12 protein-coding genes are annotated in these 13,079 nt (G+C 61.0%); 10 read left to right on the top strand and 2 right to left on the bottom strand.

Translation table 11 applies throughout. From position 1 onward, the window contains the following. Positions 1-57 precede the first annotated feature (57 nt). Complete coding sequence (locus PM3016_RS31755) at positions 58-1,206, top strand: DctP family TRAP transporter solute-binding subunit (RefSeq protein ID WP_014372216.1); 1,149 nt, start codon at positions 58-60, stop codon at positions 1,204-1,206. Here PM3016_RS31755 and PM3016_RS31750 read toward each other — a convergent pair. Next, entirely contained in the window at positions 1,175-1,876 is a 702-nt protein-coding gene (locus PM3016_RS31750; protein WP_014372215.1) for a 3D domain-containing protein, read from the bottom strand. The two genes, PM3016_RS31755 and PM3016_RS31750, sit on opposite strands and share 32 nt — an antisense overlap. A gap of 405 nt (positions 1,877-2,281) precedes the next feature. Here PM3016_RS31750 and PM3016_RS31745 point away from each other — a divergent pair, with 405 nt between their 5' ends. The 7 genes from PM3016_RS31745 (at position 2,282) to phnE (PM3016_RS31715) (ending at position 8,495) form a co-directional block, all read left to right on the top strand. Next, on the top strand, positions 2,282-3,106 hold the full coding sequence (locus PM3016_RS31745; RefSeq protein ID WP_014372214.1) for a uroporphyrinogen-III synthase: 825 nt from the start codon (positions 2,282-2,284) through the stop codon (positions 3,104-3,106). Positions 3,107-3,243: 137 nt separating this feature from the next. Further along, complete coding sequence (locus PM3016_RS31740) at positions 3,244-4,164, top strand: ABC transporter ATP-binding protein (protein ID WP_014652717.1); 921 nt, start codon at positions 3,244-3,246, stop codon at positions 4,162-4,164. Beyond that, on the top strand, positions 4,157-4,939 hold the full coding sequence (locus tag PM3016_RS31735) for an ABC transporter permease (RefSeq protein WP_013920540.1): 783 nt from the start codon (positions 4,157-4,159) through the stop codon (positions 4,937-4,939). Before PM3016_RS31740 ends, PM3016_RS31735 begins: the two co-directional genes overlap by 8 nt. Positions 4,940-5,208: 269 nt before the next feature. Further along, positions 5,209-6,006: a lipid II flippase Amj family protein gene (locus PM3016_RS31730; RefSeq protein ID WP_041618785.1), complete on the top strand. Its 798-nt coding sequence runs from the start codon at positions 5,209-5,211 to the stop codon at positions 6,004-6,006. Positions 6,007-6,144: 138 nt separating this feature from the next. Then, positions 6,145-6,915 carry a phosphonate ABC transporter ATP-binding protein gene (phnC, locus tag PM3016_RS31725; RefSeq protein WP_013920538.1) on the top strand — a complete coding sequence of 257 codons (771 nt, stop codon included), beginning with the start codon at positions 6,145-6,147 and terminating at the stop codon, positions 6,913-6,915. Beyond that, on the top strand, positions 6,916-7,707 hold the full coding sequence (gene phnE / locus PM3016_RS31720; protein WP_013920537.1) for a phosphonate ABC transporter, permease protein PhnE: 792 nt from the start codon (positions 6,916-6,918) through the stop codon (positions 7,705-7,707). Next, a complete protein-coding gene (gene phnE, locus PM3016_RS31715) occupies positions 7,704-8,495 on the top strand; it encodes a phosphonate ABC transporter, permease protein PhnE (RefSeq protein WP_013920536.1) in 792 nt (263 codons plus the stop codon). Before phnE (PM3016_RS31720) ends, phnE (PM3016_RS31715) begins: the two co-directional genes overlap by 4 nt. A gap of 128 nt (positions 8,496-8,623) precedes the next feature. Here phnE (PM3016_RS31715) and PM3016_RS31710 read toward each other — a convergent pair whose 3' ends face one another. Then, positions 8,624-9,529: a LysR family transcriptional regulator gene (locus PM3016_RS31710; protein WP_014372210.1), complete on the bottom strand. Its 906-nt coding sequence runs from the start codon at positions 9,527-9,529 to the stop codon at positions 8,624-8,626. Positions 9,530-9,676: 147 nt separating this feature from the next. On the opposite strand from PM3016_RS31710, the gene thrC reads away from it, so the two are divergent. Together thrC and PM3016_RS31700 are read left to right on the top strand one after the other, a co-directional pair. Then, positions 9,677-10,921 carry a threonine synthase gene (gene thrC, locus PM3016_RS31705; RefSeq protein WP_014372209.1) on the top strand — a complete coding sequence of 415 codons (1,245 nt, stop codon included), beginning with the start codon at positions 9,677-9,679 and terminating at the stop codon, positions 10,919-10,921. A 169-nt stretch (positions 10,922-11,090) separates the two neighbouring features. Continuing rightward, a complete protein-coding gene (locus PM3016_RS31700; RefSeq protein ID WP_014372208.1) occupies positions 11,091-12,953 on the top strand; it encodes a DUF342 domain-containing protein in 1,863 nt (620 codons plus the stop codon). Positions 12,954-13,079: the final 126 nt, after the last annotated feature.

Raw genomic sequence — 13,079 nt, 5'->3', positions numbered from 1 at the left:
GGAAAACTGAAGGCACAAAGAGCAACGAGCCAAGAATCAGACAGAGGAGGAGTGCCCATGCGCCCGTTATTCGGTACGCTGCTGATGGTCCTGACGGGAGTGGCGGCGGCTCTCGTGATCGGCTTCTATCCGGCGTTCCTGACCTCTATGGTTGTGGAGGACGACGAACAGCTGGGGTTTCATGACAAGATCGTCATCCAGTTCAGCCATGTGGTAGCCGAGAATACGCCCAAGGGCTTGGCCGCGCAGGATTTTGCCAGGAGAGTGAAGGAGAAAGCGGGGGGCCGGATCAAGGTAGAAGTGTTCCCCAATGGGGTGCTGTATAACGAAACGAACGAAGTGGAGGCGCTGATGAACGGGGAGATCCAGATGATCGCGCCTGCGCTCTCGAACATATCGGAGCGCGTACCGGCCTGGCAGCTGTTCGATCTGCCGTATGCGTTTCTCTCGGAGAAGGCCGTCGACGAAGCGTTTCATGGGGAGATCGGACGTCTGCTGAACGCAAAGCTCGAAGACGAGCATATGGTCGGCCTGACCTTCTGGAGCAACGGATTCAAGCATATGACCTCGAACCGCGGGCCGATCGTTCATCCCGGGGATCTCTCCGGTCAGCGCTTCCGGGTGCTGCCGAGCCGGGTGATCGAAGCGCAGTTCTCCCTGCTCGGGGCATCCGTGATCCCGATTCCGTTCAACAATACGTATCAGGCGATGGAGACCGGCATGGTGGACGGAGGGGAGAATACCGTTTCGAATATTCACTCCAAGAAATTTTATGAAGTCCAAAAGCATATGACGCTGACCGCCCATGCCTACCTCGGCTATGCCGTCCTGGTGAATGAGGCGTTCTGGAAGGGGATTCCTTCCCATGAGCAGAGCCTGATCCGGGAAGCGCTCGAGGAAACGTCGGCCTGGGCGAACCGCAATGCGCAGGAGATGAATGCAAGCCAGCTGCGGGAGCTGGAGCGGTATAAAGGGATCCGCATCCATAGGCAAACGGCGGAGGAGCGCCTCGAGTGGATCAAGGCGATGGAGCCGCTGTACCGGGATTTTGAAGGGGGTCATCGGTACGGAGCTGATGAATCAAGTCAGAGCACTGCAGACCAAATACGGCGGAGGCTGAGGCATCAGCTTGTCCGCCGTATTCGCTGTATTGGTCGTATTCCTGCACCGCAGGTCAGCTCTCACCCGAGAGCACATAGACTTTGACATTCTTCTTGACCCCGAACTGCCGGGCCATCTTCACATCCTGCATGAAGATGTCGATGCGGGGACCCTGGATCGCCGAACCGGTATCCTCGGCCTTACGGAGCCCGATGCCGTCGATAAAGACGGTGGAACCGATCGGAATCAGATCAGGGTCGACGGCAATCGTCCGCCCTTCTTCGGCGCGGCTTCCGCTGTATGTAATGCCGTAGGCGGGATTGCCTGGCGATTTGCCCGTGGATTCGGCGCCGGCGGTGTAGGCGGTGAGCGTCGAGGTGAGTACCTGGCTGACGACGCTCTCCCCTTCGGGAAGCCGGAGGGAGGCCCCCAGCGGCGGAATGTCGAGGACTTGCCCGACGGTCAGCTTCTGAGTATCGGGCAGGTCATTGACCGCATACAGATCCTCGACTCGGACGCCGAAGGAGCGGGCAATCCGGTAGAGCGTATCGCCGGAGCGGACTTCATAGCGGATCTCGGCTGGAAGCTCGCTGTCATCTGTTGAAGCGGTATCCCCGCCGCAATTATGTCCGGGCATATAGCAAGTGTAATCGGCGGAATGGTCATGGGATAAAGGTACGGCCAAAGCCGAGTGCACCGGCAGCAGAAGAGAAACGAGCGTCATGGTGATCAGGAGCAGCCAGCGTGTGATTGGGGGAGATACGGTGATCTTCATTCTTCTATTTTCCTCCTCTAGCACTAGCATCTGAGCGGTGTTGATAGTACTAGACTTGCCACTTGTTCCGAAAGATAAACCTCGAAGGGGGAGAAGGAAAGGGAATTTGGCCCAAAGCAGGGGAGGGGCGGCAGGGAAGAGAGAAGGAAATGACAAAAGAAAAGGAGGGAAAACGAACTTTAGCGCAAAAAAGACTCGATATTATTCGTTTATATCATTAAAATAAGCGTTTGTTATGAATATGATAAGGAAGTGTATATTGAAAAATACGTAAGCATAAGGTATATTACAACTAATAATCATGTCAGGATAGGTTACATCCGATCGAAGCGGAACTTACATAAGAATCCGTTTCTGCGGTTTAAGGTTAGACAACGATCCGGATTTCGGAGGAGGGGTGACATCATGCGCAGATTGGAAGGCAAACGCATCGCATTGACGGGGCCGCGGAAGGCGGCGGAGCTCAGTATTATGGTCGAGAAACTCGGAGGGATTCCCGTGGTCCGTCCGGCCCAGGGTTCGGTGGAGATGCAGCGCGAGAAGGTGGAGGAAGAGATCCGCAAGCTGGTCCGGGAGGGCACGGACTGGATCGTGCTGACGACATCCCAGGGGACGGAGATGCTGCTGGAGGTGGCGGAAAGCATCGGTCTGCGGGAAGAGTTCCTGGAGACGCTCCGGCAAACTCCGCTCGCCGTACGGGGCTACAAGACGGTGAAATACCTCAAAACCCTGGATATCGAGCCGGAAGTGAAAGCGGACGATGGGACGACGGTCGGTATTCTCCGGGCGCTTCAGGAGCGTTCGCTGGACCTGCAGGGCCGCAAAGTGGCCCTGCAGCTGTACGGGGACCATGCGCCGCGGCTGGTGGAATGGCTGGCTTCGCAGGGGGCCCTACATTACGGGATTCTGCCTTACCGGCATGTGCCGCCGGACCTGACGGTCGTCGATACGCTGCTCGGCGAGATTCTGGGAGGGGCGATCGATGCGGTGACGTTCACCTCCACCCCGCAGGTACGCTTCCTGATGGCCTATGCACGGGAGCAGGGGCTTGCGGAGAAGGTGCTGGAAGCCTTCCGCGAGAGAGTCGTGGGTGTCGCTGTGGGCAAGGTAACGGCCGAAGCGCTGCGTGACGAAGGCATTGTGCGCGTGGTGGCGCCGGAGGAAGAGCGGATGGGCAGCATGATCGTCTCGCTGGCCAAGTACTATGAGGACTCCGAGAAAACCGGATAACCAAAGGCCTGCAGCCGTTTGGACCTCTCCCGAAGGTATGGTATACTTTTCCTGTTTAAGGAAAGTATACGATGCCTTTTTGGGTTAAGCAGATCCTGGTCTTTCATAGGGCGAGGCTGCGGTTGGAGGAGCGATTCATGGAAACGAATGTGGTGGAGCTCCGGGGATTGACCAAGCGCATCGGGGGCCGAACGATCGTCGACGGGCTGACGTTCGACGTGAGGCCCGGCGAGGTGTTCGGCTTCCTCGGGCCCAATGGAGCCGGCAAAACGACGACCATCCGGATGATGGTCGGACTTATTTCGATCTCCGCCGGTGAGGTGAGGGTCGGAGGCAAGAGCGTGGCCGGGCAATTCGAGGAGGCCATGGGGCAGGTGGGCGCCATCGTCGAGAATCCGGAATTCTACGGATTCCTGACGGGGTATCAGAATCTCCTGCATTTTGCAAGAATGATGCCCGGCGTGAAAGAAGAGCGGATTCAGGAGGCGGTGGAGCTCGTCCGCCTTGAAAACCGGATCGGGGACAAGGTCAAGACCTACTCGCTTGGAATGCGACAGCGTCTCGGGGTCGCCCAAGCGATTCTGCACCGGCCGTCGGTGCTCATCCTCGATGAGCCGACCAACGGGCTCGACCCCGAAGGGATTCGCGAGCTTAGAGATTATCTGCGGCGGCTGGCCAGGGAAGAGAACATTGCGGTGATTGTCTCCAGCCATCTGCTGTCGGAGATGGAGCTGATGTGCGACCGGGTGGCGATCATCCAGAACGGCCGCCTGCTCGACGTGCGCTCGTTCCGGGAAGCATCCGGAGAGGCGGACGGGGTGACGGTCCACTTCGAGGTGGATGACGCCGCCGGGGCCCGGGCGCTGCTCGAAGGGGAGTGGACCGTCGGCGGCACGGCATCGGAGCTGACCGTCGAGCTGCCGGACCGCCGGGAGAGTGTAGCCGCGCTGAATGCTAGGCTCGTGAAGGCGGGGATCCGGGTCTACGGGATCCGCATCCGGACGAAGACGCTGGAGGACCAGTTCCTCGAGGTGACAAGGGGGAATCGGATTGTCTAGTCTGGTCTCGCTCGTAAGCAACGAGCTGATGAAGATTTTTGCCCGCACGCGCACCTGGATCATGCTCGGTCTGCTCGTGGTCATGGTGCTGGCGATGGGGCTGATCATCAAGTACGTGGCGGACTCCGCCCTGATGTTGAGCCATGCCCTTGAGTTCATGGGAACGGCGCAGAATCTGACGGCCTTGGCTACGATATTCACCGTGATCGTGGCGGGGGATATCGTCGCTTCCGAATTCAGCTGGGGAACGGTCAAGCTGCTGTTGATCCGCCCGGTATCCCGCGGCAAAATCCTGTTCTCGAAGTATCTGGCGGTCCTGCTCTTCATGGCGGCCATGCTCGTCCTGCTCTTCATCGTTTCGTATTTTACCGGGCTGGTGCTGTTCGGGATGAGCGGGGCGATCGGTCCGGAGCAGAGCCTGCCGGTTCTCCTCCGGACTTACGCGCTAAGCGCGGTGGAGATGCTGATGACCGCCACGCTCGCGTTCATGGTGTCGAGCGTCTTCCGCAGCTCGTCGCTGGCGATCGGGCTGTCGATCTTCCTGATGTTCACTTCAGGAACGGCGATGCTGGTGCTGATCAGCCTGCGCTACACGTGGGCGAAGTACCTGCTGTTCGCCAATACGGATCTGTCCCCGTATTTCGGGGGAGGTCCGGGGCCTCTGGTCGAGGGGATGACACTCGGTTTCTCCGTGACGATGCTCGTGCTGTACTGGCTGCTGTTTTACGGCATCTCGTGGGGAGTCTTCACGAAACGGGACGTGGCCGGCAGCTGATTTGACGACCGGGGCGTGTGACCTTGGCCCCAAACGTGACTCTATTCCTGTAAGGAGCGGGTCACGTTTTTTTTGGTAGAGGGTAATGATAAGTATAGATGGCGAACCGCTTCGCTTCGGCTGAGGGTTACGCTGTGAGGAGATGAGCCGGCAATGACCTTGGGCCAAAGGTTATTTGGCAGCCGATCAGGCGGATGGCCGGAATCGGCTGCCGGGAGGCGGGGGCGGAAGGGGCACGCGGAACCGTACGCTGCCGCGGGTGCGGCCTTATGAGCGGCCAGCTGCTGCTGATCTGTTTGCTGACGCTGTTCGTCCATGCCGCGGAGACGAGCTCCTACGCCATCCGGCTAGCGGGGATCCGCAGCCGGAAGCTGGCCGTAGCGCTGTCGCTGACCGGCATGGTGCTGCTTGTCGCCCGGACCTCGAATCTCTTCCAGTCGAAGTACGTGGGCGAGCTCGTGGATCAGGCCAAGGGAGGCGGCGGCGCCGATCTCGGCGGTCAGATCCACATCATTCTGGGGGGAGCGGCACTCGGTACGCTGACCGCCATCCTGCTCTTCCCGACCCTGTCCTTCCTGTCCATGCGGTTGGTGGCACGCCTTGAAGCGCTGGGCTCGATCCCCGCGCTGATGCGGGAGTCCGTCTCCGTGGACAAGCTGAAGATGGTGGGCCATTATGCCCGGCTGCCCAGGCTCCGGATGCTGTCCCGGCTGCGGATCGGCGGGATCCCGAAGCGGCTGCTCCTGCTGAACACGCTGATTACCGGTATTTATACGGTAGGGGTCCTGTCGGCTATGTACGCGGCGTATCTTGCGCCCGCCGCGGCGACGGAGGCGGTGGGCTCCTCGGGGATCATCAATGGTATCGCGACGATTCTGCTTACGTTGTTCGTCGATCCGAGAGTGGCCCTGCTGACCGACAAGGTCATGGGCGGGCAGACCTCCGAGGCGGAGATGCAGCGCATGTTCGGGCTGCTGATGCTCTCGCGTCTGGCCGGTACGCTGCTCGCCCATCTCCTGCTCTGGCCCGGGGCCCAGCTCGTGGTCTGGTACATTTCTTTGGATTAGGTCTTCGGATGGATCATCCTCTTTTTGGTAATTTAAGGTTTTGTAAAGAAACCGCGGAGGAAAAAGGAATATCTCGTTTTCTGTCGAATAGGATGAAGGTCTGCTAAATCTTTGCTTAAAGGGGCTAACGGGTGGCTTATGATCCAATTCCAAAATGTATCGAAGGTATATCCTAACGGTACGATCGGTCTCAAGAACATTAACCTGACGATCCAACCGGGCGAATTCGTCGTGATCGTAGGACTCTCGGGAGCAGGGAAGTCGACGCTGCTCCGATCCATAAACCGCCTCCATGAAATCACCGACGGTCAAATTCTGATCGACGGCCGCTCGATCACCGCGGCCAAAGGTCTGGAGCTCCGCCGGCTGCGCAGGGACATCGGGATGATCTTCCAGAACTTCAACCTGGTGAAGCGCGTGTCCGTGCTCCGCAACGTCCTCTCCGGCCGGGTCGGCTATCATTCCACGCTGCGCACGCTCCTCGGGCTGTTCCCGAAGGAAGACGTCGAGCTGGCGCTGAAGGCGCTTGAGCGGGTGAATATCCGCGAGAAGGCCTATGCCCGCGCGGACGAGCTCTCCGGCGGACAGCAGCAGCGGGTATCCATCGCCAGGGCGCTGGCGCAGGAAGCGAAGATCATCCTGGCGGACGAGCCTGTCGCTTCCCTCGACCCGCTGACGACACGTCAGGTCATGGACGACCTGAAGCGCATCAACCAGGAGCTCGGCATTACGACGGTGGTCAACCTCCACTTCATCGACCTTGCCCGTGAATACGCGACACGCATCATCGGTCTGCGCGCCGGCCAGGTCGTGTTCGACGGTCCGGTAGCCGAGGCGACTGATGAGAAATTCTCGGAGATCTACGGACGCGCAATCAAGAAGGATGAGCTTCTGGGGGAGGATGCCTAGATGACGTCCACCGAACGCAAGGACATTCTGAAGAAGCCGCCGCGCACCAAGTCTTACATGACGACGCTGCTGCTGATCATTCTTCTGTGGTGGAGTGCGGATATGACGGACTCCAGCCTGACGACGCTGTTCACCGGCATGCCGGAGATGAGCAAGCTGCTTGTCGAGATGGTTCCGCCGGACTGGAGCTATATCGATGTGGTCTGGGACCCTATGATGGAGACCGTCCAGATGGCCGTTATCGGCACAACGATCGGGGGGATCTTCGCCATTCCCGTAGCGCTGCTGGCCGCAGGCAACGTAACGCGTTCGCCCTGGGTCTACCAGCCGGCCCGCATTATTCTCAACCTGATCCGTACGATTCCGGAGCTGCTCTTCGCGGGTCTGTTCGTAGCGATCTTCGGGATCGGTGCCGCGCCCGGGGTACTCGCGCTGGCCTTCTTCTCCTTCGGCCTGATCACGAAGCTGACGTATGAATCGATCGAAGCGATCGATCCGGGTCCGCTCGAAGCGATGACGGCGGTAGGGGCCAACAAGCTGCAGTGGATTCACTTCGGCGTTGTGCCGCAGGTGGCGGCGCAGTATATGGCCTACTTCCTGTATACGTTCGAAGTCAACGTCCGGGCGGCGGCCGTGCTCGGTCTCGTCGGAGCGGGGGGCATCGGTCTGTTCCTCGACCGGACGCTGCAGCAGTTCCGCTATGACCGCGCCTCGCTGATCATACTGTTAACGCTGGCGATCGTTCTTCTGATCGACTATGTCAGCACGAAGGTGAGGGAGAGATTGTTATGAGAACGGAGACAGCCAAGCCTTCCTTCCGTATCCGTTACTGGCTGGTCGCGCTGATCGTGCTGGCGATCTACATCTGGTCGTTCCTCGGTATAGAATTCGGAGGACTGACCGAGAATGCGGGGAGAGACTTCGCCACCATCGTGCGCGGACTGTTCAACCCCGACTGGGGCTATGTCTATATCCCCGAAGGGGAAGACCTGATCCGGGGGCTTCTCGATACACTGGCAATCTCGATCATCGGTACGTTCATCTCGGCCATTCTGTGTGTGCCGTTCGCCTTCTGGGCGGCTACGAACATGAGCCGGTTCTCCTGGGTATCCGGCAGCGGCAAGTTCATGCTGAGCTTTATCCGCACGTTCCCGGAGATTATCATGGCGATCATCTTCATCAAGGCGGTGGGTCCCGGCGCTTATGCGGGCGTGCTGGCCCTCGGGCTGCACTCGATCGGGATGCTCGGCAAGCTCTATTCGGAGGCGATCGAGAACCTGGATCTCGGGCCGACCGAGGCGCTCACGGCCTGCGGGGCGAACCGGCTGCAGGTGCTGTGGTTCGCGGTGATTCCGCAGGTGCTGCCGCACTTCTTTTCGTTCGCGCTGTACCGCTTCGAGATCAACATCCGGTCGGCCTCCATCCTGGGTCTGATCGGCGCAGGCGGGATCGGCGCTCCGCTCATTCTGGCGCTCGAAGCCAGAGCGTGGGACCGCGTCGGTGTGATCCTGCTCGGGATCATCGTGATGGTAACCATCATCGATATCATCTCCACGTCGATCCGCCGGAAGCTCGTGTAATCCCAGCCGGCTGCGAAATACAGTGAAAGCCTGCTCTTCTCCATGCCAATGGGGGAGGGCGGGCTTTTTTGGTTTGGGAAAGCGGGGGCGCGATCCCGGCGGAACGAGGCAAGAAAGGCGGGGCCGGATTAAGGAGACCCGCCGGCCGGGGGGTGCGAAGCTTCGATCAACGAGAGGAAGGCCGCCGCCGTGGGAGACGGCTCTTCCCCTTCGCGCAGGCAGAGCGAGATCGGGTTCACCGCCGCCGCCGAAGGGACGAAGACGCGGGCAACCTCGCCGCGCTCGATGTAAGGCCGGACCTCGGCGGCCGAGGCGAAGGCGGCGCCGCAGCCGGCGGCCACAGCCCGAAGCGTCTCGCTGAAGCCGTCCATCTCGAGGGAGATCCGGGGCGGCTCGACGTGGGCGGTGCGGCAGAGCGAGAGGAGCATATCGCGGGTGAAGCTGCCGGGCTCCCGCAGGACGAAGGGCTCTCGCATCAGCTCCCCGAGCGAGGCCTCCCGTCCGGCCAGCGGGTGGCCGGGCGGCACGACGAACCACATCGGATCCTCCCGGAGGAGCCGCCGGGTGATGCCGCTGGCCGCCTCCGGACCGCCGCCGATCACCGACAGATCGGCCTCGTAGTGCGTCAGCCGGCGGAGCGCCTCCTGGGCGTTCGCCGTCGAGAGACTGAGCGAGACGCCGCGGTGCGTCTCGCGGAAACGCGCAGTCCACGCCGGGAGGAGGAAGTTGGCGGGCAGGTACGTGGCGGCGATCCGCAGCCGTCCGGTCCGTCCTTCGCGGAAGGCGGCCACCCGCGCCTCGACTTCCTCCTCCAGGGCGAAGAGGCGCCTTGCTTCCGCGGCGACGCAGGCTCCCGCCTCCGTGAGCAGGACGCCCCTTCCCTTGGGCGCAAGCAGCGTCAGGCCGAGCTCCTGCTCCAGGTTGCGAACCTGGATTGTTACCGCGGGCTGCGAGAGCCGCAGCTCTTCGGCGGCCCGGGTCACGCTGCCCAGCCGGGCGACGGTATGAAACAGGCGGAGTGCATGAAGGTTCATGGGCGGGTTCGCCTCCTGTGGATTCATAAATCATATTTATGATAAGGTGAAAAACATATATTTTTCATATGACGAAGTACGGCTTATTCTATAGCAAACAGGCTCCGGGTGCAAAGCCGCCCGGAAGCGGAGAGCGAGGAATAGGCGATGAAACTGCGGTGTACGGCCTGCGGGCGGGAATGGAGTATCGACAGGCAGCTGCTGCACTGTCCCTGCGGGGGACTGCTGGAAGTGGAGCAGGATGAGCGGGACTGGGACGGGGAGCGACTGAGGCGGCTCTTTGACGAGCGGCTGGCGGAACGCCGGAGCCTTTATGCCAGCGGTGTATGGCGGTACAAGGAGCTGATCCACCCCCTTCTGCCGGAAGACTGCGCGGTGACCAAGTATGAAGGCAATACAGGGCTGTATGCCTCCGAACCGGTACGCGCCTTTGCCGGCGTGGCCGGTCTGCTGCTCAAGGCGCAGAGCGAGAACCCGAGCGGTTCCTTCAAGGACAACGGCATGGTGGCGGCCGTATCCCACGGCCTGTCGCTCGGGTATCGCCGCTTCGCCTGCACCTCGACAGGCAACACCTCGGCGTCGCTGGCGATGTACGCCGCACTGGCGGGCTGCCAGTCTTACGTCTTCGTGCCGGAGTCGGGGGTGGCCGAGAGCAAGGTGCTCCAGACGGCGGCGTACGGTGCCCGGCTGATCCGCTTCGAAGGGACCTATGACGATGGCATCCGCTTCCTCGAGGCCCATGCGGAGGAGCTTGAGCTGTATGTCTGCAATTCGGTCAACCCGCTGCGGATCGAGGGCCAGAAGAGCATGGTCTACGAGCTGGCGCACAGCCTGCAGTGGAGCCTGCCGGATTGGATCGTGCTGCCGGGCGGCGCGCTGAGCAATGCCTCGGCGCTCGGCAAAGGGCTGCGCGATCTGCTGCGGCTCGGGCTGATCTCCCGCCTGCCGCGGGTGCTCGTGGTCCAGGCGGAGGGGGCCAGCCCCTTCCACCGGCTGATGGCCGGCGGTGGGGACCGCCTGGAGCCGGAGCCCCGCCCATGGACGCTGGCGAGCGCGCTCAACATCGGGAATCCGCCGAGCTGGGAGAAAGCCAGGGGCGTCCTGCGGGATACCGACGGTCTTACCGTGGCGGTCTCCGATGGGGAGATCCTGGAGGCGAAGGCCTGCATAGACCGCGCCGGCATCGGCTGCGAACCGGCTTCAGCCGCCGCCGTGGCAGGACTCCGCAAGCTGGTCCGCGAGGGAAGGATCGACAAGGAGGCGTCGGCCGTCTGTCTGCTGACCGGGCATCTGCTCAAAGACCTCGATGCGCTGAAGAGGATCCCGGCAGGGCCGAGCTGCGCAGCGGGCAGCCTGGAGCCGGGGTCTGTCCGGAGGCTGATCGAAGGATAAGGCAGGCCTTGGCGGAGAAGCGCAGTCCATCGGATCTGCCCAAAAAAGTTATGTTTTTCCTCCCCGGAACCGATACTAAAGGTATGAGAACCAGGCCGGAGCGCCTGCAGAAGCCGCCGAGGCGGGCAAGCTCTTCACCCCTGCGGATCCGGCCTACGGAGGAATGCCCATGAATAATCATATCAGCGATGACGAACTCCTCGGACTGATCAAGTCTCTGAACCTGGAGGAAGCGGTCCCGGAGAGGGAAGGACGGTCCGGTGGGGAAGATCTCCTTCCTTCCGGCGAAGGAGCTTCCGTGCATGTGGAGAACAACCAGATCGTGGTAAGGGCCGTGGAGGGCGGAGGGTATCCGCTCGTGGAAGCGGTCCCGCCGGTCCGGCTGCTGAAGAACGGCAAGCTCGTGGAAGGCAGGACCCGGGTGGGCGCAGGGGATAAGCTCGAGTGGCAGATCGCCCGTGAGCCCTTATATGCGATAGAAGTATCGGAGAACAAACTGGAAGCTTATTTTCAGCTCGTGTCCAAGGTCCGTTATGGCTGGAACCTGGTGGATCAGCCGGCATCCTCTCCTCTGCGGATCGAGGCGGTGGAAGACCGGGAGGTGGTCCTGGAGACGGTGAACCTCTCGGAGGTGATGAGGACGCTGCAGTCCATGGGCATCGTGAAGAACATCCGCAGCGCCGTCATTTTCCAGGAGCTGGCCCACCCGACCCATGAGCGGCGCCTCGTCGCCCAGGGGCTGCGGCCCGAACCGAGCCAGGACGCCAGGCTGGAGCTGTACTTCGCCCAAGAGGTGCAGAGCAGCATCGAAGAGAAGGAGGGCCGGACGGTGGATTACCGCAACCACCTGCACATTCCTTCGGTGAAGAAGGGAGACCTCATCGCAAGGCGGTATCCCATGGTGCCGGGCGTCATCGGCTATACGGTCTACGGAGAGCTGATCGAACCGGTCCCGCCCAAGGATATTACGGTGATTGCCAAGGAGAATGTCGAAATCCGGGGTGACGGTGAGGTCTATGCGGCGAAGGACGGACGGCCCCGGATGACGGGGAGCCAGGCCGTACGGTACTTCGATATCGCCACGAGCTATGTGGTGAACGGGGATGTCGATCTCAAGACCGGCAATATCGCCTTCTCGGGGGATGTCATCGTTCACGGCAGCGTCAAAGAAGGAATGGTGATCGAGTCGCTCGGCAATGTCTATATTTTCGGCAATGCCTATCAGGCTACGGTGACGGCAACAGGGAGCATCCAGGCGACCGGCAGCATCGTCAAAAGTCACTTCTACTCGGGATACTACGGCGTTGTGTTCAACCGGCTCTACACCAACTGCAAAGCGCTGAACGATCAGCTGGCCCGGCTTGTCCAGGCGAGCCAGCTGCTTATGGGCGTGATTGAGGCCAAGGGACAGCGGGTGGGGATCGGGCAGATTCTCATGACGCTGATCGAAAGCAAATTCAAGGACGTTCCGAAGACGGCGGCGGATACGCTGTCCTGTGTGAAGAGCATCCAGCGGCTGGCCAGCAAGGAGATGAACGATCTGCGAGATCAGGTCGGCCTGCTGACCGATCCGCGCCGGATTCTCGGACTGGACTCGTTCAATCTGATTCACGCGCTTCAGAATACGGTGCGCGAGACCTACGATATGGTGGAGCGCATGCAGGAGATCGGGGCGAATATCGACGTCGGCCAGTGCTATCTGTCGGAAGCCAAGGCTACAGGGGACATCCTGATCCGCAAGGAGGGGGTGCTGCAGAGCACGTTGACCTGCCGGGGGAGCATTACGTTCTTCGGCCGGGATGCCGTCTGCCGGGGCAGCCAGCTCGATGCGCAGGACACGATTACCGCGAATGTGGTGGGCGGGGACTTCGGCGGAGAGACGATGCTGAAGGCGGGCCGGCGGATCACCATGAACCGGATGAACCCCGGCAAGCTCTGTATCGGCAAGCTGTGCCGGCAGATTCTGCAGCCGATCAAGCATGTGACGGCCTATGTCCAGGACGGCGAGCTGATGGTGGAGTTCGAGAAGTAAGAAGGGATAGCGTGTCTTTGTGCGCGCGTTATACCGGGCCCGGAGGGGGGCATAGAGAAAAAGCACTGCCGGAGCGGCAGTGCTTTTTCTCTATGCATGGGAACCGGAGTGAGCCGGTGCCCGGAG

It is taken from the genome of Paenibacillus mucilaginosus 3016 (assembly GCF_000250655.1).
GTDB classification, from domain to species: Bacteria; Bacillota; Bacilli; order Paenibacillales; family NBRC-103111; genus Paenibacillus_G; species Paenibacillus_G mucilaginosus.
The sequence above is the reverse complement of the archived record's forward strand: the minus strand, read 5'-3'. Positions and strand labels throughout refer to the sequence as shown.

Coding starts and splice junctions, on each gene's coding strand:
- phnE (WP_013920537.1), top strand. CDS start 6,916: ATGACGTCCACCGAACGCAAGGACATTCTGAAGAAGCCGCCGCGCACC.
- PM3016_RS31745 (WP_014372214.1), top strand. CDS start 2,282: ATGCGCAGATTGGAAGGCAAACGCATCGCATTGACGGGGCCGCGGAAG.
- PM3016_RS31750 (WP_014372215.1), bottom strand. CDS start 1,876: ATGAAGATCACCGTATCTCCCCCAATCACACGCTGGCTGCTCCTGATC.
- PM3016_RS31710 (WP_014372210.1), bottom strand. CDS start 9,529: ATGAACCTTCATGCACTCCGCCTGTTTCATACCGTCGCCCGGCTGGGC.
- thrC (WP_014372209.1), top strand. CDS start 9,677: ATGAAACTGCGGTGTACGGCCTGCGGGCGGGAATGGAGTATCGACAGG.
- PM3016_RS31700 (WP_014372208.1), top strand. CDS start 11,091: ATGAATAATCATATCAGCGATGACGAACTCCTCGGACTGATCAAGTCT.
- phnC (WP_013920538.1), top strand. CDS start 6,145: ATGATCCAATTCCAAAATGTATCGAAGGTATATCCTAACGGTACGATC.
- PM3016_RS31755 (WP_014372216.1), top strand. CDS start 58: ATGCGCCCGTTATTCGGTACGCTGCTGATGGTCCTGACGGGAGTGGCG.
- phnE (WP_013920536.1), top strand. CDS start 7,704: ATGAGAACGGAGACAGCCAAGCCTTCCTTCCGTATCCGTTACTGGCTG.
- PM3016_RS31740 (WP_014652717.1), top strand. CDS start 3,244: ATGGAAACGAATGTGGTGGAGCTCCGGGGATTGACCAAGCGCATCGGG.
- PM3016_RS31730 (WP_041618785.1), top strand. CDS start 5,209: ATGAGCGGCCAGCTGCTGCTGATCTGTTTGCTGACGCTGTTCGTCCAT.